A 22,012-nucleotide genomic window follows, 5' to 3' on the forward strand; every position below is an offset into this window, starting at 1 on the left:
ACCAATCATCCTATGAGTCAATGACTGGTAGACCCTAATTATTCCAGACTCAAAAGTCCAAATCTGGAGCTCCCGGAGGTTCAGTGCGCGACCGTGGCGTCTACCGTCACCCCTGCCAATGCCGAGCGAACTCCGGCAGCTTCAAGGGCTTTACGATATGCCGCGGTCTGCTGTGCTCTCGCCCCGACCCTGCCGTAGAGGTCACCCAGCTCGCGCCAGCAGCGGGCGGCCTGCCTGTCGGACCCGAACACCGGACGGTCGAGCGAGTCGAGCATCTCGTGCGCGGTGCGGAGCTGCGTCGTGGCACTGCCGTCGAGGTCGAGCGCGACGGTGGCGAGCAGAAGGTTAGCCTCGGCCGGCGTGGTGCCCGAACCGTCGTGGGCCAGCCCCAGCGCCGTGGTGGCCAGCTCGGCGGCGCCCGTCTGGTCGCCCGCCCGCAGCCGGACCCGCGCGTGCGCGATCAGGCTCTCGCCGTGCTCACGGACGCTGCCGGGAGAGGCGGCGAAGGCGCGCGACGCGGCGGCGGCCAGCCGCTCGGCCTCGTCGAGGGGCGCGGTGACCAGCCTGGACCAGTGCATGGCCGCCCGCGCGAGCTGAAGCGCGAGCCGGGCCTGACGGCCCGCCATGATGGCGTCGTCGGCCAGGCGCACGGCCAGCGCGGAGTCCTCCCCGGCGGCGGCGGCGGAACTCGCCTGCCACAGCGCGTGGATTTCCTCGGAACGGTCCATAACTTCAGGAACGCCGCTGTTGTCCAGCACCCTCTTGACGTACTCGAGCTCGGGGGAGTCGCCCTGACGCTCGCTGCGCGCCTCGACCAGAGCGGTGGCCAGGTCGACCGCGATCTCGCCCTGCGAGATGGACAGCCGCTCGGCCTGCTCCAGCGCGGACGCGGCAAGGTCACGGGCCCTCAACCGGTCGCCGGCCCGCTGGTAGCAGCGGCTCAGCGCGATCGTGAGCGGCAGGTCGGCCAGGCGCTCGGGATGCGCGGCGGCCTCCCTGCGCAGCCGCTCGAACGCCTCGACGGCCTGCCCGAGACGCCCCTGCACCTCCAGCGCACGGGCCCGGCCGAACCGGGCGTGCGCGGTGAGCATGGCGTTCTCCTCGTCGGCGGCCTTCACGATCTCCGTGAAACGGTCGGCCGCAACCGCGGGGTCGCCGTGCTGCAGCTCCAGCTCGGCATGGCGGAGACCCAGCTCGGTGTCGATGCGCTGCCTCGGCTCGATGCCGTGCAGGAGGAACTCGGTGGTGCATCCCAGCCGCTCGGCGAGGAGGCGGGCCACGACAGGAGTCGGCGTACGCTTGCCCGACTCGATGAGCGAGACATAACTGTCAGACAGGTCGGGTCCGGCCAACTGGGCCTGGGACATCCGCCTGTTCAGCCGCAGTCCACGGACGCGGTCACCGATGGTTCCCTGACTCGGCATCTCATCTCTCAAGGCGGGGAAGGGTCAACAACACGCAATGATTGCATGAAGTGGCCGAATCTGGTATCCCCGCGTGAAGAATTTGCCACGTCGAGATTAATCGTCGCTCTCGTCCTTGCTGGGAAAAAGCATCTGGCAGACCTCCAGGTAGAGGGTCTCCGGATACGGAATGTACTCGACCGTTGACAGAGCCTGGTCCTGACCAGCGGACTCGAGGATGAACTCGCCGTAACCGAGCATGCGCCCCAGGAGAGATCGCTGGAAGCTCATGTCGGTGACCTTGCCGAGCGGCATCATCGCGACCTTGCGCGTGATCAACCCTGTGGTGAGCAACATGCGCTTGGACGTCACCACAAAGTAATCGACCGACCACTCCGCGACTTTCCATACGAAGCGGACGAGCAGCAGCAGCCACAGCCACCACACCACGACGAGCGCGGTGCCGCCGGACTCCCCACCACCGAAGAACTTGCTGAGGAGCCCGGCGACGACCAGGCCGCCGAAGACCTCGGCGACCGGACGCAGAAGTACGGCGGGATGACGCCGCACCATGATGACCTGTTGTTCGTTGGGGAGGAGGTAGCGGTTGACCGACGACGGAGCAGAGTCCCCGTGGGTCACCAGTCTCATGCGAGATTGTTCACAAATTGGGCCAGAGAGTCGGCCGCGTTGAACACCGTGTCGAACGCTCCCTTCACCGCGTCTGCGGCATCAGCTGGTCGCGCGAACAGGTAGTACGCCACAAACGCGATACCACCGTATGTGAGGACTTTTTTGACCTGCACTGTCGCCTCCGTGCCACTAACCCACTCCACCCGCCGTATACATTACCCACCCGCTAGCCGGGGTAAAGGTAACTTGGCGGGTTAGTTTTGATCTTGCTTAGCCACGTTCGCTGGCGACCAGCGCCAGGACGTGAAGGTGCTTCCGGGCGATGCGTTCCACAAGGCTCGGATGCGCATAACCGGTGACTTCCAGCGCGCCGTAGTGCGCTGCTTCCACACAGCGCGTTACGGTGGTCGAGGAATGCACGCCGGCGAACTCGTCGCGAAGTGCGGCCTCCACCTCCGCGTACGGAGTCGGGTCCGCCTCGGTGTGCTCGCTCATGCGCCCTCCTGTGCCGGTCGCATGAGACGGGGCACTGCTGTTGCCGGGTGCTCGCTCATTCACGAGGACCCCTTGGCACCGGGCATGTCGCTCATCGTGCTTCCCCCACGCGCATGCGGAAGTTCCCTTCCTGTCTCTTCGTACCCACCCAACCACAGTATGTAACGAAGTGACGACCCAGCGTAAGGAGAAGGGGAGCCGATGGAAGGGTCAGACCACGCCGTAGAGGCGGTCGCCGGCGTCGCCGAGCCCGGGGACGATGTAGCCGTTCTCGTTGAGCCGCTCGTCGAGGGCGGCGGTGACCACGCGGATGGGCTTGCCGGAGTTGGCGAACACCTTGTCCATGTACGCCAGGCCCTCGGGGGCGGCCAGCAGGCAGATGGCGGTGACGTCGACCGCGCCCCGGTCGAACAGGAACTGCACGGCCGCGGCGAGCGTGCCGCCGGTGGCGAGCATCGGGTCGACGACGAAGCACTGACGCCCGGACAGGTCGTCGGGCAGGCGGGTGGCGTACGTCTCGGCCTGGAGGGTGGACTCGTTGCGGATCATCCCGAGGAAGCCGACCTCGGCGGTGGGCAGCAGCCGCGTCATGCCGTCGAGCATGCCGAGCCCGGCGCGCAGGATGGGCACGACCAGCGGCTGCGGCTTGGCCAGGCGCACGCCGTGGGCGGGGGAGACCGGGGTCTGGACGGTGACGTCGGTGACCCGTACGTCGCGCGTCGCCTCGTACGCCAGCAGCGTCACCAGCTCGTCCGCGAGCCTGCGGAAGGTCGGCGAGTCGGTGCGGACATCGCGCAGCGTGGTGAGCTTGTGGGCCACGAGCGGATGGTCGACGACGAGGGTTTCCATAGAGGCCAACGGTATCCGGTGGACGGAGTGGTGGCACCTCGGGCCTTTGGTTTTGATCACAATTTGGTCGGAGAGGCACACGCCGCGTGGCCTGTTCTGGAACGATTGGGGTCTGGTGCGAACCTGTCGTGTCAGAGGCTCGGGTGGGGATGGCGATGACAGACGAAGATGCGCTCGACTTCGCCATCGTGATTTATCGCGAGGACGAGCGGTGGCACGCGGAGTTGTTGCCCGTCACGCTCACGTCCGACCTCCAGGGCCTGATCCAGGCCCTCAGGCAGCAGCCGAGCGAGAGCGGCACGATCGGCCTGGTCGCGGTCGGCGACGAGTTCTTCGTGGCGCTGCGCGTCCTCGGTGACCGGGTCGACGTCTTCCTGTCCGACATCGCCGCCTCCTGGGACTTCCCGCTCGCCCGCCAGGTGCTGCACTACCTCGACGTGCCGGTCCCCGACGAGGAGGAGCTCGACGAGATCCTCCAGGACGAGGAGACCGTGCTGCCGGCGGGAGATCTGTCGATCTTCGCCGATCTCGGGTTGGACGAGATGGAGCTGGGCATCCTCTCCGGCGACATCGATCTCCTCCCCGAAGATGTGCTGTCCAGCATCGCCGCGCGGCTCGGCTTCTCCGAGCCGTTCGAGCGTGCCATCGAAACGGTCTTCGGCTGACCCCCCTGGAGTGCGGGCATGGCGTCCAACACCTTCTCTGCGGCTTTTGTCAGGACTTCCGACGGCTGGACCGGTGCAGAGGTCGACCTGCGCCACGCGGAGATCGTCGACGACTTCGGCGACGCCGTCATCGAGGCCCTGGGCCTGACGGGCGACGAGCTGGCCCTGCTCTGCGTCGAGGTCGAGGACGAATGGTTCGCCATCGCCCGCTACCGCGGCGAGGACGAGCCCCGGGTGTTCCTGTCGGACGTGCACGCGATCACCTCCAACGGCATGGGGGAGCTGTTCGCCGAGTTCGCCGGCGTGGCCCCCGACAAGGAGGGCAACGGCCTCGGCATCCGTCCCGCCGGTGACTTCGAGCTGCTCAGCGATCTCGGCGTGAGCTCGGAGGAGCTGCTGGAGCTGAGCATGGAGGAGGGCCTGCTGCCCGCCGACGTCCTCTCGGTGATCGCCGAACGGCTGTCGTTCGCCGACGAGCTCGACCGGTTGCGTTGACCCACGAGAAAGTGACCCACGAGGAAGCGGCCCACGAGGAAGCGATGCGCCTGGCCCTGGCCGAGGCCGTCGCGGCCGGGGGCAGGGGCGAGATCCCCGTCGGCGCCGTCGTGCTCGGGCCGCTCGGCGAGGTGCTGGCCGCGGCGGGCAACGATCGCGAGTCCGCCGCCGATCCCACCGCGCACGCCGAGGTGCTCGCGCTCAGGCGGGCCGCCGCGCTGCGCGGGCAGTGGCGGCTGGCCGGCTGCACGCTGGTGGTCACCCTGGAGCCCTGCACGATGTGCGCGGGCGCGGCCGTGCTCGCCCGGGTCGACCGGATCGTGTACGGCGCCGTGGACGAGAAGGGCGGCGCCGTGGGCTCGCTCTGGGACGTCGTACGTGACCGGAGACTCAACCACCGGCCCGAGGTCGTCATGGGTGTCTTGGCCGAAGAGTGCTCCGCTGTCCTTAAGGAGTTCTTCGCCACTCGCAGAATCCGGTAAGCTCGTCCGCGGTGGTGTCGCCTAGTGGCCGAGGGCGCACGCCTCGAAAGCGTGTGATGGGGCAACTCATCCGTGGGTTCAAATCCCACCACCACCGCCATCGGGCCTCCGACGACCTCGGAGGCCCTTTTCTTTTGCCCTCAGGGTTGCTGGGTGGGCCCGTCGGACGGCGGGTTCAGGTTGAGCTGGATGTCGGGCGGGCTGTCCTCGACGACCTGCGTCTGGACCGTCTCGCCGGCGCGGGACTCCGGGCGGCCGTCGTCGGTCAGGACGAAGAACAGGGCGCCGCAGGCGCTGAGGAGCAACAGCGGCAGCCCGATCGCCAGCAACACGATCAGGTTGCGATTGTCGATGGGCCCCGGCTCCTCGAAGTACTCCTGGACCGGCTGGTGGGAGTAGTGCGGCGGGCCGTATCCGGGTGGCGGCCACGGCCCATGTGGCGGTGGATACGACACGGCATTCTCCAAAGGATGTCGAAAGACGCGGGCGTGACGCACGGCACGTCGATCAGGTTGACACATGAAAAAGGGAGCCGCGAATGACGGCTCCCTTTTCCGGCGCGTTTCAGCTGGGCAGATCCAGGACTCTGGCGTGCAGGATCGACCGTTGGTGCAGGGCCGCGCGCAGGGCCCGGTGGAGGCCGTCCTCCAGATAGAGCTCGCCCTTCCACTGCACCACGTGCGGGAACAGGTCGCCGTAGAAGGTGGAGTCGGCGGCGAGCAGCGAATGCAGGTCCAGCATGGCCTTCGTGGTGATCAACGAGTCGAGTCGGACCTGCCTGGGAGGGATCTGCGCCCACTCTCGGTTCGTCAGACCGTGTTCGGGATAAGGGCGTCCGTCGCCGACGAGCTTGAAGATCACCCACCTCATTTTAGGAGAGAATTCGACCCCGTGCGTTCTCCGGGGCTATCGGCCCAGCTCAGACTGTTCACAGTCGCCGGGCCGACCGTTTTGGTAGCCGCGCTGGAAGGCGTTGACGCGTTGCTCGGACGAGCCGTGCGTAAACGATTCGGGATCGATTCTGCCGCTCGTGCGTTGCTGGATTCTGTCGTCGCCCACGGCGGCCGCGGCGTCCAGGGCCTCGGCGATTTCCGACTGGGTGAAGGGCTTTTCGTAGAAGCCCGTCTTGACCGCGTTCTGCGCCCAGACGCCGGCGTAGCAGTCGGCCTGGAGCTCGACGGGGACCGAACTGCCGGTGTCGGACTGGAGGGCGCCGCGCAGGTCCTGGACGTGGTGGCCGTATTCGTGGGCGATCACGTAAGCCTGGGCGAAGGGGCCGCCCTTGGCGCCGAACTGGCTGTGGAGCTGGTCGAAGAAGCTCAGGTCGAGGTAGACGCGCTGGTCACTGGGGCAGTAGAACGGGCCGACGGCGGAGCTGGCCGCGCCGCAGCCGGTACGGAGGCTGCCGGAGTACAGGACCGTCTTCGACGTCCGGTAGCCGGAGATCTCCTGCTTCCAGTAGTCCTGGATGCTGTTGACCACGCCCACGACGCGGCACTTCTCCGACTGGTCGGCGTCCTTGCCCGTCTTGCACTCCTGGGAGAGCTTGGCCGGAGGCTGCTTCTGCGCGGGCTCGCCGTCGCCACCGCCGCCGCCCAGGTTGTTGAGCACGAACACCAGCACTAAGGCGATCAGGCCGACGATCCCGCCGCCCCCGAGGACCATGCCGCCGGGGAAGCCGCCGCCCGAGAACCCACCGCCACCGCGACCACCGACGTCCTCGACCTGCGACGAATCGAGGTTGACGTCGTCCTTGAAATCCATATCTGACGTCCCTTCTGGGGTGCTGCCCGCTACAGAGCTTCCCCAACTGGCCGCCTAGATGCCATTCGAGAAGGTGTCACATCTCTCCGGGACGCCGGTGTCGTACCCGACGCCGAACCACTTCTCGCGTTGCTGCGAGGTGCCGTGGGTGAAGGCGTCGGGGGTGACTCTGCCCTGGGAGCGGCGCTGGATGCTGTCGTCGCCGACCGCCGCGGCGGCGTCGAGGGCCTGGTTGATGTCGGCCTGGGTGAAAGGTTCGCGGTAGAAGCCGGTCTTGACCGCGTTGTGCGCCCAGACGCCGGCATAGCAGTCGGCCTGAAGTTCCAGGCGCACGGACGCGCTGTTGGCGCCCGGCCTGCTGTTGTTGCCGACCTTGTCCATGGTGCCGAGCAGGTTCTGGACGTGGTGGCCGTACTCGTGGGCGACCACGTACGCCTGGGCGAACGGGCCGCCCTCGGCGCCGAAGTCGCGCTGGAGGGTGTCGAAGAAGGCCAGGTCCAGGTAGACCTTGCGGTCGCTCGGGCAGTAGAACGGGCCCACGGCCGAGTCGGCCGGGCCGCAGCCGGTGTTCACGGCCCGCGAGAACAGCACGGTCTTGGCCGGCGTGTACTCCTTGTCGCGCTCCTTGAACGCCTGCCGCCAGTAGGACTGGATGCTGTTCACCGTGCCGACGATCCGGCAGTCCTCCGCCTGGTCGGCGTCGGCGCCCGTACGGCAGCGTTCGGCGAGGTTGCCGCTGGGGGAGAGCTGGCCGGGGGCGCTCGGGTAGCGTCCGCCGCCCTGCTCGCCGCCCTCGTCGCCGCGGAAGGGCGAGGGGGCGAGCTTGAACAGGAACAGCCCGGCCACGGCCAGGACCAGCAGCAGGCAGCCGCCGCCACGGCCGCCGATGGGCAACATGCAGCCGCCGCCCGGCATCCCGCCCCAGCCACCGCCGCCGCCGCGGCCGGGCTGGGAGCCGGAGGCCCGGACGTCCTCGACCTGTGAGGGGTCGAGTGGGGTGTCATCGTCGAACTGCATACCCTGCTTCATCCCCCGTAGTCAGGTGATTACGCAGAGCAATATGTGCGAGCATGATTTTTCCGCATTTGTCGGTTAATCTGCCGTCATGACGGGTGGGTTGATCGGGATCGCGCTGGTGTCCCTGGGCATGGTTCTGACGCCGGGGCCGAACATGATCTATCTGGTGTCCCGCTCGATCAGCCAGGGGCCCCGCGCCGGGCTGATCTCGCTCGTCGGCGTCGCGCTGGGGTTCATGACGTACCTGACGGCGACGTGCCTCGGACTGACGGCCGTGTTCGCGTACGTGCCGGTGGCCTACACGGCGCTGAAGCTGGCCGGGGCCGCGTACCTGCTCTGGATGGCCTGGAACGCGATCAGGCCGGGCGGCGCGTCGGTCTTCCAGCCACGGGAGCTGGAGGTCGAGCGGCCGCGGAAGCTGTTCGCCATGGGCTTGCTCACCTGCCTGCTGAATCCCAAGATCGCGATCCTGTACCTGTCGCTGCTCCCACAGTTCATCGACCCGGCCTTGGGTCACGTGCTGCTGCAGAGCCTCGCGCTCGGCTCGGTGCAGATCGCGATCGGCACGCTCGTCAACGCGCTGATCGCGGTTTCGGCCGGCGGCCTCGCCGCCTTCCTCGCCCGTCGTCCGGTGTGGCTGCGGGTGCAGCGGTACGCGATGGGCACGGTGCTCGGCGTCTTCGCCGTACGCATGGTCGCCGACCGCTCGAAGGCCCTCGTGCCGGCCTGACGGGCTCTACCGGCTCACCTGGGCCCTGAAGCGTTCGTGGGCCGCCTGCTTGGAGATGCCCATGGCCTCGCCGATCTCCGTCCAGGAGGCGCCGTTCTCGCGCGCTCCGGCGACGGCCTGGTCGAGCAGCGTGCGCTGCCAGCTCTCCACCTGGGACAGCAGGGTGAGCGCGGCCAGCGGACGATCGGCGGAGAGCTTCACGACCTGCTCGCACAGCAGGTTCGACTTGGTCACCAGCCAGGCGGGCGGGGCGGCGGCGAGCAGCGGCGGCGTGTGCCTGCTCCACCACCGGTACTCCGCCTCCTTGGCCCCCTCGGGCGTCGCCGGATACCGCCGCCGATCGGCCCACCCGCACGAACATGCGGCCTGGTATCCGACGTACGTCCTGGTGAAGGCGCTGGACGTCGAGGCCAGCTCCCCGTCGGGCAGGACGGGCGCGGCGAAGCCCTCGTGGCCGGGAAGATCGGCGATGCTCAAGGTCATGACCGTCAAGATATCCTGACGAATTCCGTTCTTGCCACCCGTTCCGAGGATCGCGTCATTCCGTCCAGGTTTCCTCGGCGCGGACGACCCGGGCGGCCTCGTGGGGTTCGGCGTCCCGGACGTGGCGACGCCCGTCCTCGGTGTGGAGCACCGTCACGATGCCCGAGGCCAGCACCCGGCCCTCGTGGACGTCACGCAGGTGCACGATCCTGCCCGTCCGAAGGTGTCCGTCCGGCGGGCGGCCGTCGGCGGTCCACGTCTCCCAGCGCCACATCCGGTAGGTCTCGCCCGGGTTCCGGTCCGAATCCACGGAAGCCGGGAAGGCGGGCACGTGATCGGGGTTCAGCGCACGTGAGACCGGATCCTGCTGAAGCAGGCTGAACTTGCGGGCGATCGGATCGGCGCCGAGATGATCCTGCGCCGGGGCCGTCCACGACACGCTTTCCTGCGGGGACCTGAACCTGTCCTGCCGCATCGCCGCCCACTGCCCGGCCTCCGTGACGGGAACGGGCACCCGGCGGTGCTCCAGCGCGGCTCCGGCCGGTTCCTTCGGCCTCATGTGCACGAGCGGGTCGAAGACATCCCGGATCGGCCAGAACCGGAACACCCAGCGCAGCATGTTCACGCTGTGGACGTGCACGGTCAGGCCGTACTCGAACCAGGGCGGACCGATCAGGAAATCACCGCCATTGCCGTCCAACACCCCCATCTGAACGACTCCGGTCGCGGCCGTGAAGCCCGTCTGCTCGATCGCTCTCCAGTCGGGCCCCGGCTCCGGCGGCTCGACGTCCCATGCCTCCAGGCGGACGGTCACCGTCTCGTGGGTGGCCTCCGACTCGTCGTCGCTGAACTCCGGGATCTCGGTGCCGCCGTACAGGCAGAGCCTTCCGTAGAACAGGCGGAGCTCTTCATCGAGGTGGCGAAGCATGCGGGCCACGGGTGTGTCCTTCGGGTCGGGGATGCCGGAGCGCTTGATCACGCCGGGCTGGATCAGCGTAAAGAAGGCCGTCCGGCTTGGGGGACCGCTCTTTACCCACGCGAAGTGCGACCTCCGGCCTGCAGGGGATTGGACTCCAGACACTTGTCGCGGGCCGTCGCGCGAGGCAAGCCCGCCACCTGGCCGCAGTGCCAGCACAGGGAAGGAAGAAATGTCATGTCACTCGCGGGAATCCTTCCCGGCCGACTCGGGTTCGGCACGGCTCCCCTCGGCAACATGTTCCGCGCGATCCCCGAGGAAGAGGTGCACGCCACCTTGGAGGCCGCCTGGGACCACGGCATCCGCTACTACGACACCGCCCCCTTCTACGGGGCCGGCCTGGCCGAGTCCCGGCTCGGCACGCTGCTGTCCGGCAAGCCCCGCGACTCCTACGTCCTGTCGACGAAGGTGGGCCGCGTCATCCTCGACGAGGTGGAGAGCGGCGACCGGGAACTGGGCGAGAAGGGCGGCTGTTCGAGCACGGCCGCCCGAACCGGATGCTCGACGAATGGACCGCTCCCGCCACCGAACGTTCGATCGAGGACAGCCTCAAGCGCCTGGGCGTCGACCGGCTGGACATCGTCTGGGTGCACGACATCGCCCAGGACTTCCACGGCGACGTGTGGCTGCAGAAGTTCGAGGAGGCCCGTACCGGGGCGTTCCGGGTGCTGGCCCGGCTGCGCGACGAAGGCGTGATCCGGGGCTGGGGCCTGGGCGTCAACCGCACCGAGCCGATCGAGCTGACCCTCGCCCTGGACGAGCCCCAGCCCGACGGCTTCCTGCTCGCCGGCCGCTACACGCTCCTCGACCACCAGCACGCCCTGCAACGGCTGCTGCCCATGGCCGAGGAGCAGGACGTCAGCATGGTCGTCGGCGGGCCCTACAGCTCCGGCGTCCTCGCCGGCGGCACCCATTTCGAGTACCAGCAGGCGCCACCGGAGATCGTCGAGCGCGTCGGCCAGATCAAGGCCCTCGCCGAGCGGTACGGCGTCAGCATCAAGGCGGCCGCCCTGCAGTTCTCCCTCGCCCATCCGGTGGCCGTGGCCGCGGTACCAGGGGCCACCCGTCCCAGCCGGATCGCCGAGGACGTCGCCGCGCTGAACGAGACCGTGCCCGCCGCGTTCTGGGAGGAACTGCGCGCCCTCGGCCTGGTCAGCCCGGCCGCCCCGCTCCCCGGCGGCGCCTGACCTCGCCCGTGCCGCCACGACCACCAGGAGAACGACCACCAGGAGAACGACCATGGCAACGACCTCGGTCAGCCGCGTCCTGCCCGCCTCCCCGGAGCGGGTATGGGATCTCATCGGAGGGTTCCACGCCCTGCCCGACTGGCTTCCGTACATCCCCGAGAGCACCATGCTCGAAGGCGGCCGCGTCCGCCGGCTGACCAACCCGGACGGCGAAGTGATCGTCGAACGCCTCATGGACTTCAGCGAGGCGGAGCGCCACTACACCTACGCCATCGTCGAAGCGCCCTTCCCCGTCACCGGCTACCTCTCCACCCTGCGCGTCCACGCCGTTCCCGGGCGCGAGGACGCCTCCGAGGTGCAGTGGTCGGGATGCTTCACGCCGGTGGGGGTGAGCGAGGGCGAGGCGGTCGGCCTGTTCACCACCATCTTCCGCGACGGCCTCGAAGCCCTGCACAACGTCCTGGCCACCTGAGTCAGCGCCCGGGCCGCCTGGCGACCAGCACCTCGGTGGTCAGTCGCTGCTCCCACCGGCCTGTGGGATTGTCGTCGAGGAGCGCTTGTCGCAGTGCCTTGACGAAGGCGGGCAGACGGTCGCCGAGGCGGGCGGGCGAGCTGTAGGAGTAGGAGAGCTGGAGGCCGATCAGTCCGTCCACATCCCAGGTCAGCCTTCGGGTGAACACCTGGGATCCCAGGATGCTGAAGGGGGAGTCGGCCAGGACGTCGTCGTGGTGCTCGCCGGTGGCGTGGAAGGAGTTGGCGGCGGTGTGGATGTCGAGCCCGAACTCCTCGCAGACCCGCCTCTCGACCGGCTGCCACGGTTGCGCGTCCGGCTGCCACGGCCCTCCCGGTCGCCGCGCCGGGCCGACAAGCGCCACCGCGCCGCCGGGCGGCAGCAGCTCGTCCAGGTCCACCAGTACGGACCTGCGGTCCATCCAATGGAACGACCGGCCCATCACCACGTGCTCGAACGGCGGCAACGCGCGCAGTACGGTCGAATCGCCGTGCAGCCAGGTGATATTGGTGACCCCCTTGGCCCGCCGTCTGCCCTCCGCGAGCATTTCCAGCGACGGGTCCACGGCGACTACCGCCTTCATCCGGCGGGCCAAGGGGATCGCGATGGTCCCGGGGCCACAGCCGAGATCCAGGACGCGCCCGTCCGTCCCGAGCGTTGTCGCCAGGTGCTCCGTCGTCGCCGGGCCGTGGTCCGGGCGGTATCTGGCGTAGTACGGCGCAGCGCTTCCGAACAGGTCCTCCATGAACGGAACCATAGAAGAACACCAGAACCTCGAAGCCGCCCCCCCCAACCGGGGCCGGAAAGTCGGAAGGGGTGTGCCGTGATCACGGCACACCCCTTCCGAACTGGCGGAGGATAGGGGATTTGAACCCCTGAAAGGTTGCCCTTTACACGCTTTCCAAGCGTGCGCCCTCGGCCACTAGGCGAATCCTCCGCCGACGAGCTTACCGGACTTCCAGCACTGTGGTGACCGCGATTTTTCCGGGACGCTCTTGGCCCGAACCGTGGAGCGAGCACTGCTGAGGCCGGTTAGACTGTCCAGGGACCCCTCGCGCGGCGTCATCCTGTGAACCTCCCCAGGGCCGGAAGGCAGCAAGGATAAGCGGGCTCTGGCGGGTGTGCGGGGGGTCTCTTCGTTGAGAGCCCCCTCGCAGGCGGGATGGTCGCATGAGCCTTGCGCTTTACCGCAGGTATCGACCCGGGACCTTCGCCGAGGTCAAGGGTCAGGAACACGTCACAGATCCGCTGCGGCAGGCGTTGCGTACGGGCCGCATCAACCACGCTTACCTGTTCAGCGGCCCCCGTGGATGCGGCAAGACCTCCAGCGCGCGGATTCTCGCCCGCTCTCTCAACTGCGAGCAGGGCCCGACGCCCGACCCCTGCGGCACCTGCGAGTCGTGTGTCGCGCTCGCCCCGACCGGCCCCGGCCACCTCGACGTCATCGAGATCGACGCGGCCTCCCACGGTGGCGTCGACGACGCCCGTGACCTGCGCGAACGCGCCTTCTTCGCGCCCGTGTCGGCGCGCTACAAGATCTACATCATCGACGAGGCGCACATGGTGACCCGCGAGGGTTTCAACGCGCTGCTCAAGCTCGTCGAGGAGCCTCCGCCGCACCTGAAGTTCATCTTCGCGACGACCGAGCCGGAAAAGGTCATCGGCACCATCAAGTCGCGTACGCACCACTATCCGTTCAGGCTGATGCCGCCGGCGACGCTCAAGGTTTTGATGGAGGAGATCCTCACCTCCGAGGGCGTGCCCTTCGAGCCGCCCGCCCTGCCGCTGGTCGTACGCGCGGGCGCCGGCTCGGCACGTGACTCGCTCTCCATCCTCGACCAGCTCCTCGCCGGGGCCGAGGAGGACGGCATCACCTACGCCAAGGCCGTCTCCCTGCTCGGCTACACCGACGGCGACCTGCTCGACGAGGTCGTCAACGCGTTCGCCGCGCGTGACGGCGGCCAGGTGTTCCAGGCGGTCAACCGGGTGATCGAGGGCGGCCACGACCCGCGCCGCTTCGCCTCCGACCTGCTGGAGCGCTTCCGCGACCTGGTGATCCTGGCCAATGTGCCCGAGGCGGCGTCGAGCGGGCTGCTCGACCGTCCCGCCGACGAGCTGGAGCGGCTGGTGCGGCAGGCGTCCTCGATGGGACCCGCCGAGCTCACCCGCGCGGCCGAGATCTTCAACGCGGGGCTCACCGAGATGCGTGGCGCCACCTCGCCGCGCCTGCTGCTCGAACTCATGTGCGCGCGCGTCCTGCTGCCGGGCGCCTCGCAGGGTGAGGCGTCCCTGCTCGCCCGGCTCGAACGCCTGGAGCGCGGCGGCACGGTCGCCCAGATGGCCTCCAGGGCGGGCGCGGTGACGATCCCGCGTCCGGCGGCTTCAGGCGGCCATGACGTGCCCGTTCCCGCCGTCGCTCCTCCGGCCGTCCCGGTCGCCGCGCCCGTGGCCGCCGGTCACGACGCGGTGGCTCAGGAGCCCGCGACGCCCGTCGACGGTCCCGCGCCTGTGAGCGGAGGGGCCGACGACTGGCCCGAGCCCGTACGTCCCGGCTCGGCGGCGGCTCAGGTCTCCGGCGCGCCCGCACCGGCCCCCACCGCTCCGGCTGCGGCTCCGGTCGCGTCCGGCCCGGTCGCGGGCGGGGCGGGCGGCATGCAGCAGCAGTGGCCCGCCGTGCTGGCCGCGCTCAAGCAGCGCAGCATCGTGGTCTGGGCCAACGTCAGCACGAACGCCCAGGTCGTAGGCGTCGAAGGCAACCTGGTCACGCTCGGGTTCAGCCAGGTCGGCGCGATGAAGAACTTCACGGGCGGCGGCAAGGACGCCGTCGTGGCGACCGCGCTCGGCGACGTGCTCGGCGGCACCTGGCGGGTCGAGGCGGTGGTCGGCGGCTCACCGGCGCCCCAGGCCACCCGCGGCCCCGTACGCCAGCAGCCGCCGTCCGGCGGCCACGCCGCCCCCGCGCCGCAGGCGGCCCCGGCCGCCGGTCAGGCGACGACCAGTCCGCAAGGCGGGGCCGGCGTCCAGGCGACCTCCCAGGGGCGATCCGGCTCCCATAGCGGCTCCCAGGACGACCAGGCATCCCCGGACCCGGGCCAACCTCCGGCCGCCGCGTCCGCGCCCCCGACCACCGACGAGTCCTGGCCCGACGCGCCCGACGACCTCAGCCCCGGTTCCCCGCCGAGCCCCGACCCCACCCAGACCGTGACCGCCCGGCAGCCCGCCGGTGCGCCGGTCGGAGCGGGCCTGGCCGCCGCGCGGTCGGCTGCCAAGGCGGCCGCCCAGGCGGGGCCACGTGCCCCCGCCTCGCGCGCGGGCGGCGCGGCGGCGTGGCCGAGTGCCATCCCTGGCCGTGACAAGGCCGCCGACGCCGACGAAGTCGACCCGCTGAACGACGCCGACGCCGACGTGGACGCCGTCTCCGGCATGGCCCTGCTGCAACGCGAACTCGGCGCCCAGGTCATCGGCGAGATCGACCACACCTGACGGCCGCCAGGGACCGGCGCGGTCAGGGGAAGAGACGGGCGCGGGCGGCGGCCGAGCGCGGGTCCGTCGGCGGAAGGGCCGACAGGCGTTCGAGCACCTGGTAGTCGTCGCGGCCGTTGGGAGTCTGGGCGTACGTCCACAGGTCCTCAGGGGAGCCGTGGCGCAGGAGGCACGCGCGTACCTGGGCTTCGAGCTCCTCGCGTTCGCGCCGGATGTCCGGCGACTCCGAGCGCGGCAGGAGCGGGCCGGGGTAGGAGCGGGCCAGGGCGGCGGTGTCGCCCGACGCCAGCAGCCGGCGAAGGCCGAGGAAGTCGGCCTCGACCGGGCACACCAGCCGGTACGGCTTCGCCGCCAGCACCTCCCCGAGCTGGCTGCGCAGCCGATGGATCTCGGCCCGGATCGTCACGGGGTTGCCGTCGTCGCCGTACAGGTGGAACGAGAGCTGGTCGGCCGACAGGCCCTGGGGGTGCAGGGCGAGAAGGGCGAGGATCTCGGCGTGGCGCAGTGAGAGCGGGTGCGCGCGGTCGCCGAGGTCGGCCGTCGGGGTGCCCTCGCCGAGGCAGGTCAGGCGGAGGGTGGGCGGCGTCGCGGACGGGGTGTCGCGCAGGAGGTAGCCGTCGCAGAAGGGCTCAAGGAAGGCGACGCTCCCGTCGCGCAGGATCATGCGCTGGCCGGACAGGGACAGGCGGGTGCCGAGCCGGCCCATGGGATCGCCCGAGATGACCCGGCCCGTGGGGGACAGCAGGATGCCTCCCCGGTTGCGCAGGGACTCGTAGCGGCGGCGCAGGCGTTCGTCGCGCTCGTGCATCCGTACGGCGAGCTGCGACTCGGCGAGCTTGGCCGTCGCGCTGACCAGGGCGACCGTCGCCGGATGCAGGGAACGCGCGATGCCGCTGACGTCGACGCAGCCGATGACGTCGCCCGACTCCGGGTCGCTGATCGGCGCCGCGCTGCACGACCAGACGTGCAGCACCCGCATCAGGTGTTCCTCGGAGTAGACGTGGACCGGCCGGCCGGTGGCGAGCGCGGTGCCGATGCCGTTGGTGCCGGCCATGCACTCGCCCCAGTGGTGACCGTCGGCCAGGCCCACCTGGTCGGCGTCGCGCAGGATGCCGCCTTTGCCCTCCCGCCAGAGGACCCGTCCGTCACGGTCTGTGACGATCATGACGTGGTCGGTCTCGTCCGCCAGGCCGGAGAGGGTCTGGGCGAGCAGCGGCAGCAGCGGTTGCAGCGGATGAGCCTCGCGGATCTCGTCGATGTCGGCGGACTCGCAGACCAAAGGAGCACTCCGGCCATCCGGGTCGATCCCCGCCGCGAGCGATCGCCGCCAGGACGCCGTGATCAGAGTGCGAGGCGAATCGGGGGAACTCTGTCCCGTGGTCGCCGCTTCGTGTGCTCCGCGTAGAAGGCGGGAGTACGCATCGAGATGGCCGTAACTCATCGGTCACTCCAAGTAGTCAACAAGAGCATCCGTCCTGGCGGCGATATGCGCAAGCCGTTCAGGGGGATTGCGAAGGGTGATTGAATGAACGCAACGTGTGTGCAACGTTGGTCGCACTAGCGTTCCGAAACACGCGTCGGCGTGGTGCGGCCGCTCCGTCCGACGTGATGGCCGGGTCTCGGACACTGGAGGGGGGCCGAGATCCGGCCATGACCAAGGACCGTGACGTGTCTGGAGGGAAACATGGGGAGCCCTCCCAGTACATGACGCCGCCCAAACACCGTAGGCTCGTGGCAGTCAAGAACCGGAGCCACGAGGAGCGCACGACGGTGAACCCAGGGGATGTCAACCTGCAGCAGCTGCTGGAGCAGGCTCAGCTCATGCAGCAGCAGCTTGTGAGCGCCCAGCAGGAGCTCAACGACGCGCAGATCGAGGGCTCGTCAGGCGGCGGCATGGTCACGGCCGTCGTCAACGGCTCAGGTGAGCTGCTCGAACTCAAGATCGACCCGAGCGTGATCGACGCGGCCGACCCGCAGGACACCGCCGACACGATCGCCGACCTGGTGATCGCGGCCGTCCGCGACGCGGTGCGCGCCGCCGCCGACCTGCAGCAGGAGAAGCTCGGCCCGCTCGCCCAAGGTCTGGGCGGCGGCGGACTCGGACAGCTGCCAGGGTTCTAGGCATGTACGAAGGGGTCGTCCAGAACCTGATCGACGAGCTCGGCATGCTGCCCGGGGTCGGTCCCAAGAGCGCGCAGCGCATCGCGTTCCATCTGCTGTCGGCCGACCCGGCCGACGTCAAGCGGTTGGCGCACGCGCTGCTCGAGGTCAAGGACAAGGTGCGCTTCTGCCGGGTGTGCGGCAACGTGGCCTCCGAGGAGGAGTGCCGCATCTGCCGCGACCCGCGGCGCGACACGCACGTCATCTGCGTGGTCGAGGAGTCGAAGGACGTCGTGGCGATCGAGAAGACGCGCGAGTACCGCGGCACGTACCACGTGCTCGGCGGCGCGATCAGCCCGATCGACGGTGTCGGCCCCGACGACCTGCGCATCCGCGAGCTCATGACGCGCCTGGCCGACGGGCGGGTCACCGAGCTCATCCTCGCCACCGACCCCAATCTCGAAGGCGAGGCGACCGCTACCTACCTCGCCCGTCTGGTCAAGCCGATGGGCATCAAAGTGACACGACTCGCCAGCGGCCTGCCGGTGGGCGGTGACCTCGAGTACGCCGACGAGGTGACCCTGGGCCGTGCTTTCGAAGGACGGAGGCTCCTGGATGTCTGATATGTGGGATGTGCTCGCCGAAGAGATCGCCGCGCACGCGCAGAACTACGTCGACGGCCTGACCAGGGTCGCCGGCGGCGAGGGCGGCGACGCGATCTGGTCGCTGCTCCTGGTGGAGGTCGCGCAGGTGAGCCTGGCCGGGGCCAAGCTCGGCGCCAACCGCGACGTGATCCTCTCGGGCAACTACGAGCCGCCGATGAGCGAGGACCCCGACATCGACGGCGTGCGCACGGCGCTGGCCGAGCGGCTGGAGGCGGTCGACGACTACGCCGAGGTGTTCGACCCGTACAAGGACACGTCGGTCACGCCGTACCGGCTGTCGGACGATCTGACCGCGGTGGCCGCCGACCTCATCCACGGGCTGCGTCACTTCCACGCCGGCCGTCCGCACGAGGCGTTGTGGTGGTGGCAGTACTCCTACTTCAACACCTGGGGCAACCATGCGGGCGCGGCGATGCGCGCGCTGCAGGCCCTCGCCGCGCACTCGCGGCTCGACGTGGCGGAGGAAGCCACCACCGTGTGATGATCATCCACATAGTGGTATGAACCATCAGCCCCATGAGAGGCCCCCAGTAGACTGGCAGTTCACAGTCCAGACCGGGAGACTCTCGTGGCGCTCGTTGTGCAAAAGTACGGTGGTTCGTCCGTCGCCGACGCGTCCTGCATCAAGCGGGTCGCGCAGCGGATCGTCGCGACGAAAAAAACCGGCAACGACGTGGTCGTGATCGTCTCCGCGATGGGCGACACGACGGACGAGCTGCTCGACCTGGCCGAGCAGGTGTCGCCGCTGCCTCCGGGCCGCGAGCTCGACATGCTGCTGACCTCCGGAGAGCGCATCTCGATGGCCCTGCTGGCCATGGCGATCGCCAACCTCGGCCACGAGGCCCGTTCGTTCACCGGCTCGCAGGCCGGCGTGATCACCGACTCCACCCACGGCAAGGCCCGCATCATCGACGTGACGCCGGGCCGCATCCGTGAGGCGCTCGACCAGGGGCACATCGCGATCGTGGCCGGGTTCCAGGGCGTCTCGCAGGACACCAAGGACATCACCACGCTGGGCCGCGGCGGCTCCGACACCACGGCCGTCGCGCTCGCGGCGGCCCTGGAGGCCGACGTCTGCGAGATCTACACCGATGTCGACGGCATCTTCACGGCCGACCCGCGCATCGTCCCCGTGGCCCGCAAGATCCCCAGGATCTCGTACGACGAGATGATGGAGATGGCGGCCTGCGGCGCGAAGATCCTGCATCTTCGCTGCGTCGAGTACGCTCGGCGGTTCGACCTGCCGATCCACGTACGCAGCTCGTTCAGCACCAGGGAAGGCACGTGGGTCGTCTCCGACCCTTACACCGAAGGAACCGAGATGGAGCAGCCGATCATCTCCGGCGTCGCGCACGACCGGAGCGAGGCCAAGATCACTGTTGTCGGGGTCCCCGACAAGGTCGGCGAGGCTGCCTCGATCTTCAAAACGCTGGCCGAAGCCGAGATCAACATCGACATGATCGTCCAGAACGTCTCGGCGGCGGCCACGGGCCGTACCGACATCTCCTTCACGCTGCCCACGGCCGACAGCCAGGTCGCGCTGACGGCGCTGAAGAAGATCCAGGGCCGCATCGGCTACGAGTCGCTGCTCTTCGACGACCAGATCGGGAAGGTGTCGCTGATCGGCGCGGGCATGCGCTCGCACCCCGGCGTCACGGCGACGTTCTTCGCGGCCCTCGCCGACGCGGGGGTCAACATCGAGATGATCTCCACCTCGGAGATCCGCATCTCAGTGATCGTCGAGCAGGACGGTGTCGACGCGGCCGTGGCGGCCGCCCACCGTGCCTTCGATCTCGACGCCGACCAGGTCGAAGCCGTGGTGTACGGAGGTAGCGGACGATGAGCAGGCCCAATCTCGCACTGATCGGCGCCACCGGCGCCGTGGGCACCGTCATGCGGGACATCGTGTCCAGCCGGGAGGACATCTGGGGCGAGATCCGTCTCGTCGCCTCCCCGCGCTCGGCGGGCAAGGTGCTGCGCGTGCGCGGCGAGGACGTCGTGGTCCAGGCGCTGGCGCCCGAGGTCTTCGACGGCATCGACATCGCCATCTTCGACGTGCCCGACGAGGTGTCGGCCGTGTGGGTGCCGATCGCGGCCGAGCGTGGCGCGATCGCGATCGACAAGTCCGGCACGTTCCGCATGGAGCCCGACGTGCCGCTGGTGGTGCCGGAGGTCAACCCGCTCGACGCGCGCGAGCGGCCCAGGAACATCATCTCGACCCCCAACTGCACCACGCTGTCGATGATGGCGGCCATGGGCGCGCTGCACGCCGAGTACGTGCTCACGGAGCTCGTCGTCGCCTCCTACCAGGCGGTGTCGGGCGCGGGAGTGGCGGGCTCGGCGCGGCTCTACGACGAGGTCGAGGCGCTGGCCGGCGACCGTTCGGTCGGCCAGACGGCCGGCGACGTGCGCAACGTCCTGGCCGACAAGCTGCCCGGGGAGTCGCCGTTCCCGGCGCCCATCGCGTTCAACGTGGTGCCGTGGGCGGGCTCGTACAAGGACGGCGGCTGGGCGTCCGAGGAGCTCAAGCTCCGCAACGAGTCACGCAAGATCCTCGGCATCCCCGGCCTGAAGGTCTCCGCGACCTGCGTCCGCGTGCCGGTCATCACCACGCACTCGCTGGCCGTGCACGCCCGCTTCGAGCGGGAGATCACGGTCGAGGACGCGCACCGAGTGCTGTCGGCGGCGCCGACGGTGGTGCTGATGGACGACCCGGCCAACGGCGTCTTCCCGACGCCGCTCGACGTGGTGGGCAACGACCCGACCTACGTGGGCCGCGTCCGCCAGGCGATCGACTTCCCGAACACGCTCGACCTGTTCGTCTGCGGCGACAACCTGCGCAAGGGGGCCGCGCTGAACGCGGCGGAGATCGCCGAACTGGTGGCCTCCGAGCTGTAGGCCCGGCCGACTCCGTGGGGACGCCGTGCCAGTCGCGGCGTCCTTCGCCTTTCACGGAGATTCGCCTGTCACGGAGATTCGCCTTCTCAAGGAGAGCTCCGGCGGCGCGACGGCGGGCGGGGCCTGTCACCGGAACAGGATGTCCCAGTGGCTGTTCTCGTTGGCGAAGACGGTTCCGGTGGCGGAACGGTAGAGCGCGGCGCCGTCACCGCGGACCCCCGTCTTGCGGTGGTTCCTGGTGATGTAGCGGTCGATGCACGCGTTGTGCGTGATGTCGAGCTTGTAGCCGTTCCCGTGGCTGTACTGGCCGGGTGCGTGGCCCGTCTCCGTGCCGCCGGTCACCATGACCGGGCAGCCGCTGTCATGCTTGAGGTCGATGATCCGGGCGATCGTGCCGGCCCTTACGGAGTCGAGCGAGGTGCAGTGGTGCATGTGGCGGCTCGTACAGTGGCCGGACGACTTCGTGCGCAGGCCCGAGCTCTTCAGCCAGCGGGCGGCCAGGGCGTGGGTCATGTGCATCGCCGCCTGCCTGGGCACCGTGCGCGCCAGATCAAGCTGAGATCGCTTCTGCGCCCTCTGCGGCCGGAACTGAGGCACGACGGCCTCCTCGACGCTCGCGGGCCTCGTGGCGGCTTCTGAGCGCTCGGCGCGATCCTGGGCGTACGTCTGGTCGACGAACGCCTCCTCGGCGTCGGCCCAGGCGTCCTCCGCCTCTTCTGAGTCCTCCCTCCACAGCTGCGACTCGGCGGCCGTGGGGTCCGCCTGGTGGTGCCCGACCTGGTATGTCTCCGCCATGGCTGCCTCGACGGCGGCCTGCCGGATGTTCGTCCACGGCCCGTCGATCCCCTCCGGGAACCACAGGGACAGGTCGATCCCTCCGGTCTCGTCAGGACGGTTGAACGGTGTTGGCGCCTGAGCCCGCTCTCCACCTGATGGGTGGGAGGCGGCGGAAGCGGCCGACGCCAGCGCGATTATGGTGATCTGAATGCCGAGGAGCGCCACCACGAAGGTGCGCGCTGTTCCACGTATCCACATGTCGATGCCTTTTCGCGGAAAAGAGCCCTTCCGCCTGAAACGACAATCCCACCATTCCCAGGAGATAACTCATGTCTCATAGCCATCTTTGCCCTGTGGCGGCGATCACCGTGCCACTCCATGACCCACCGCGCTTTCAAG

Annotated in this window: 26 protein-coding genes, 2 tRNA genes, 1 other RNA gene and 1 pseudogene; 15 read left to right on the forward strand and 15 right to left on the reverse strand. The window is 69.2% G+C overall.

Annotated features, from left to right (window positions below; all coding sequences use genetic code 11):
• Window positions 1-80: 80 nt before the first annotated feature.
• The 5 genes from ABZ815_RS03275 to upp all read right to left on the reverse strand — a co-directional run bounded on the left by ABZ815_RS03275 (window position 81) and on the right by upp (window position 3,380).
• Entirely contained in the window at window positions 81-1,424 is a 1,344-nt protein-coding gene (locus ABZ815_RS03275) for a helix-turn-helix transcriptional regulator (RefSeq protein WP_357693401.1), read from the reverse strand.
• 96 nt (window positions 1,425-1,520) lie between these two features.
• Complete coding sequence (locus ABZ815_RS03280; RefSeq protein ID WP_125640563.1) at window positions 1,521-2,054, reverse strand: PH domain-containing protein; 534 nt, start codon at window positions 2,052-2,054, stop codon at window positions 1,521-1,523.
• Complete coding sequence (locus tag ABZ815_RS03285) at window positions 2,051-2,209, reverse strand: hypothetical protein (RefSeq protein WP_352318444.1); 159 nt, start codon at window positions 2,207-2,209, stop codon at window positions 2,051-2,053. Before ABZ815_RS03285 ends, ABZ815_RS03280 begins: the two co-directional genes overlap by 4 nt.
• 97 nt (window positions 2,210-2,306) lie before the next feature.
• Window positions 2,307-2,531 carry a hypothetical protein gene (locus tag ABZ815_RS03290; RefSeq protein WP_352318442.1) on the reverse strand — a complete coding sequence of 75 codons (225 nt, stop codon included), beginning with the start codon at window positions 2,529-2,531 and terminating at the stop codon, window positions 2,307-2,309.
• Window positions 2,532-2,741: 210 nt separating this feature from the next.
• Entirely contained in the window at window positions 2,742-3,380 is a 639-nt protein-coding gene (upp, locus tag ABZ815_RS03295; RefSeq protein ID WP_357693404.1) for a uracil phosphoribosyltransferase, read from the reverse strand.
• A gap of 155 nt (window positions 3,381-3,535) precedes the next feature.
• Here upp and ABZ815_RS03300 point away from each other — a divergent pair, with 155 nt between their 5' ends.
• The 4 genes from ABZ815_RS03300 (at window position 3,536) to ABZ815_RS03315 (ending at window position 5,122) form a co-directional block, all read left to right on the forward strand.
• Window positions 3,536-4,045, forward strand: coding sequence for a tRNA adenosine deaminase-associated protein (locus tag ABZ815_RS03300; protein WP_357693406.1), 510 nt, complete (start codon window positions 3,536-3,538; stop codon window positions 4,043-4,045).
• A gap of 18 nt (window positions 4,046-4,063) precedes the next feature.
• Window positions 4,064-4,540: a tRNA adenosine deaminase-associated protein gene (locus ABZ815_RS03305; protein ID WP_357693408.1), complete on the forward strand. Its 477-nt coding sequence runs from the start codon at window positions 4,064-4,066 to the stop codon at window positions 4,538-4,540.
• An 11-nt stretch (window positions 4,541-4,551) separates the two neighbouring features.
• The gene (tadA, locus tag ABZ815_RS03310) at window positions 4,552-5,022 is read left to right on the forward strand and encodes a tRNA adenosine(34) deaminase TadA (protein WP_357693410.1); all 471 of its coding nucleotides are present in this window, start codon (window positions 4,552-4,554) and stop codon (window positions 5,020-5,022) included.
• Between the two features lie 10 nt (window positions 5,023-5,032).
• Window positions 5,033-5,122, forward strand: a tRNA-Ser gene (locus ABZ815_RS03315).
• A 40-nt stretch (window positions 5,123-5,162) separates the two neighbouring features.
• Here ABZ815_RS03315 and ABZ815_RS03320 read toward each other — a convergent pair.
• From ABZ815_RS03320 to ABZ815_RS03335, 4 genes are all read right to left on the reverse strand, one after another.
• On the reverse strand, window positions 5,163-5,477 hold the full coding sequence (locus tag ABZ815_RS03320; protein ID WP_357693412.1) for a hypothetical protein: 315 nt from the start codon (window positions 5,475-5,477) through the stop codon (window positions 5,163-5,165).
• A gap of 109 nt (window positions 5,478-5,586) precedes the next feature.
• Window positions 5,587-5,883: a type II toxin-antitoxin system VapB family antitoxin gene (locus ABZ815_RS03325; protein ID WP_357693414.1), complete on the reverse strand. Its 297-nt coding sequence runs from the start codon at window positions 5,881-5,883 to the stop codon at window positions 5,587-5,589.
• 45 nt (window positions 5,884-5,928) lie between these two features.
• Entirely contained in the window at window positions 5,929-6,786 is an 858-nt protein-coding gene (locus ABZ815_RS03330; protein WP_357693416.1) for a neutral zinc metallopeptidase, read from the reverse strand.
• Window positions 6,787-6,840: 54 nt separating this feature from the next.
• The gene (locus tag ABZ815_RS03335) at window positions 6,841-7,803 is read right to left on the reverse strand and encodes a neutral zinc metallopeptidase (RefSeq protein ID WP_357693418.1); all 963 of its coding nucleotides are present in this window, start codon (window positions 7,801-7,803) and stop codon (window positions 6,841-6,843) included.
• Window positions 7,804-7,891: 88 nt separating this feature from the next.
• On the opposite strand from ABZ815_RS03335, the gene ABZ815_RS03340 reads away from it, so the two are divergent.
• Window positions 7,892-8,533 (forward strand): LysE family translocator, encoded by a 642-nt coding sequence (locus ABZ815_RS03340; protein WP_357693420.1) that lies wholly within the window; start codon window positions 7,892-7,894, stop codon window positions 8,531-8,533.
• Between the two features lie 6 nt (window positions 8,534-8,539).
• Here ABZ815_RS03340 and ABZ815_RS03345 read toward each other — a convergent pair whose 3' ends face one another.
• Window positions 8,540-9,016, reverse strand: a complete 477-nt coding sequence (locus tag ABZ815_RS03345) for a hypothetical protein (protein WP_357693422.1) — start codon at window positions 9,014-9,016, stop codon at window positions 8,540-8,542.
• A 55-nt stretch (window positions 9,017-9,071) separates the two neighbouring features.
• A complete protein-coding gene (locus ABZ815_RS03350) occupies window positions 9,072-9,995 on the reverse strand; it encodes a hypothetical protein (protein ID WP_357693424.1) in 924 nt (307 codons plus the stop codon).
• Between the two features lie 174 nt (window positions 9,996-10,169).
• Here ABZ815_RS03350 and ABZ815_RS03355 point away from each other — a divergent pair.
• The 3 genes and pseudogenes from ABZ815_RS03355 to ABZ815_RS03365 form a co-directional block, all read left to right on the forward strand.
• A pseudogene (locus ABZ815_RS03355) lies at window positions 10,170-10,409 on the forward strand (aldo/keto reductase); the annotation flags it as partial.
• 80 nt (window positions 10,410-10,489) lie between these two features.
• Entirely contained in the window at window positions 10,490-11,179 is a 690-nt protein-coding gene (locus ABZ815_RS03360) for an aldo/keto reductase (protein WP_357693426.1), read from the forward strand.
• Window positions 11,180-11,231: 52 nt separating this feature from the next.
• Window positions 11,232-11,651 (forward strand): SRPBCC family protein, encoded by a 420-nt coding sequence (locus tag ABZ815_RS03365; protein ID WP_357693428.1) that lies wholly within the window; start codon window positions 11,232-11,234, stop codon window positions 11,649-11,651.
• 1 nt (window position 11,652) lies between these two features.
• On the opposite strand, the gene ABZ815_RS03370 is transcribed toward ABZ815_RS03365, so the two are convergent.
• Both ABZ815_RS03370 and ABZ815_RS03375 read right to left on the reverse strand, forming a co-directional pair.
• Window positions 11,653-12,435, reverse strand: a complete 783-nt coding sequence (locus ABZ815_RS03370) for a class I SAM-dependent methyltransferase (RefSeq protein ID WP_357693430.1) — start codon at window positions 12,433-12,435, stop codon at window positions 11,653-11,655.
• Window positions 12,436-12,539: 104 nt separating this feature from the next.
• A tRNA-Ser gene (locus ABZ815_RS03375) sits at window positions 12,540-12,627 on the reverse strand.
• 106 nt (window positions 12,628-12,733) lie between these two features.
• Between ABZ815_RS03375 and ffs the strand changes: the two genes are divergently transcribed.
• Together ffs and ABZ815_RS03385 are read left to right on the forward strand one after the other, a co-directional pair.
• Window positions 12,734-12,829, forward strand: an RNA gene (ffs, locus tag ABZ815_RS03380) — signal recognition particle sRNA small type.
• Between the two features lie 31 nt (window positions 12,830-12,860).
• Window positions 12,861-15,173, forward strand: a complete 2,313-nt coding sequence (locus tag ABZ815_RS03385) for a DNA polymerase III subunit gamma and tau (RefSeq protein WP_357693432.1) — start codon at window positions 12,861-12,863, stop codon at window positions 15,171-15,173.
• Between the two features lie 22 nt (window positions 15,174-15,195).
• On the opposite strand, the gene ABZ815_RS03390 is transcribed toward ABZ815_RS03385, so the two are convergent.
• A complete protein-coding gene (locus tag ABZ815_RS03390; RefSeq protein ID WP_357693434.1) occupies window positions 15,196-16,452 on the reverse strand; it encodes a GAF domain-containing protein in 1,257 nt (418 codons plus the stop codon).
• 491 nt (window positions 16,453-16,943) lie between these two features.
• On the opposite strand from ABZ815_RS03390, the gene ABZ815_RS03395 reads away from it, so the two are divergent.
• The 5 genes from ABZ815_RS03395 (at window position 16,944) to ABZ815_RS03415 (ending at window position 20,836) form a co-directional block, all read left to right on the forward strand.
• Window positions 16,944-17,294, forward strand: a complete 351-nt coding sequence (locus ABZ815_RS03395) for a YbaB/EbfC family nucleoid-associated protein (protein WP_125640519.1) — start codon at window positions 16,944-16,946, stop codon at window positions 17,292-17,294.
• A 2-nt stretch (window positions 17,295-17,296) separates the two neighbouring features.
• Window positions 17,297-17,896, forward strand: coding sequence for a recombination mediator RecR (recR, locus tag ABZ815_RS03400; RefSeq protein WP_357693436.1), 600 nt, complete (start codon window positions 17,297-17,299; stop codon window positions 17,894-17,896).
• Window positions 17,889-18,419 (forward strand): DUF5063 domain-containing protein, encoded by a 531-nt coding sequence (locus tag ABZ815_RS03405; protein ID WP_352362187.1) that lies wholly within the window; start codon window positions 17,889-17,891, stop codon window positions 18,417-18,419. Before recR ends, ABZ815_RS03405 begins: the two co-directional genes overlap by 8 nt.
• A gap of 87 nt (window positions 18,420-18,506) precedes the next feature.
• On the forward strand, window positions 18,507-19,781 hold the full coding sequence (locus ABZ815_RS03410; protein WP_357693438.1) for an aspartate kinase: 1,275 nt from the start codon (window positions 18,507-18,509) through the stop codon (window positions 19,779-19,781).
• Entirely contained in the window at window positions 19,778-20,836 is a 1,059-nt protein-coding gene (locus ABZ815_RS03415; protein ID WP_357693440.1) for an aspartate-semialdehyde dehydrogenase, read from the forward strand. The genes ABZ815_RS03410 and ABZ815_RS03415 overlap by 4 nt, the downstream gene beginning before the upstream one ends.
• Before the next feature lie 126 nt (window positions 20,837-20,962).
• Here ABZ815_RS03415 and ABZ815_RS03420 read toward each other — a convergent pair whose 3' ends face one another.
• A complete protein-coding gene (locus tag ABZ815_RS03420) occupies window positions 20,963-21,871 on the reverse strand; it encodes a hypothetical protein (RefSeq protein WP_357693442.1) in 909 nt (302 codons plus the stop codon).
• Window positions 21,872-22,012 lie beyond the last annotated feature (141 nt).

This window comes from Nonomuraea sp. NPDC047529 (assembly GCF_040642995.1).
Classification (GTDB): Bacteria; Actinomycetota; Actinomycetes; order Streptosporangiales; family Streptosporangiaceae; genus Nonomuraea.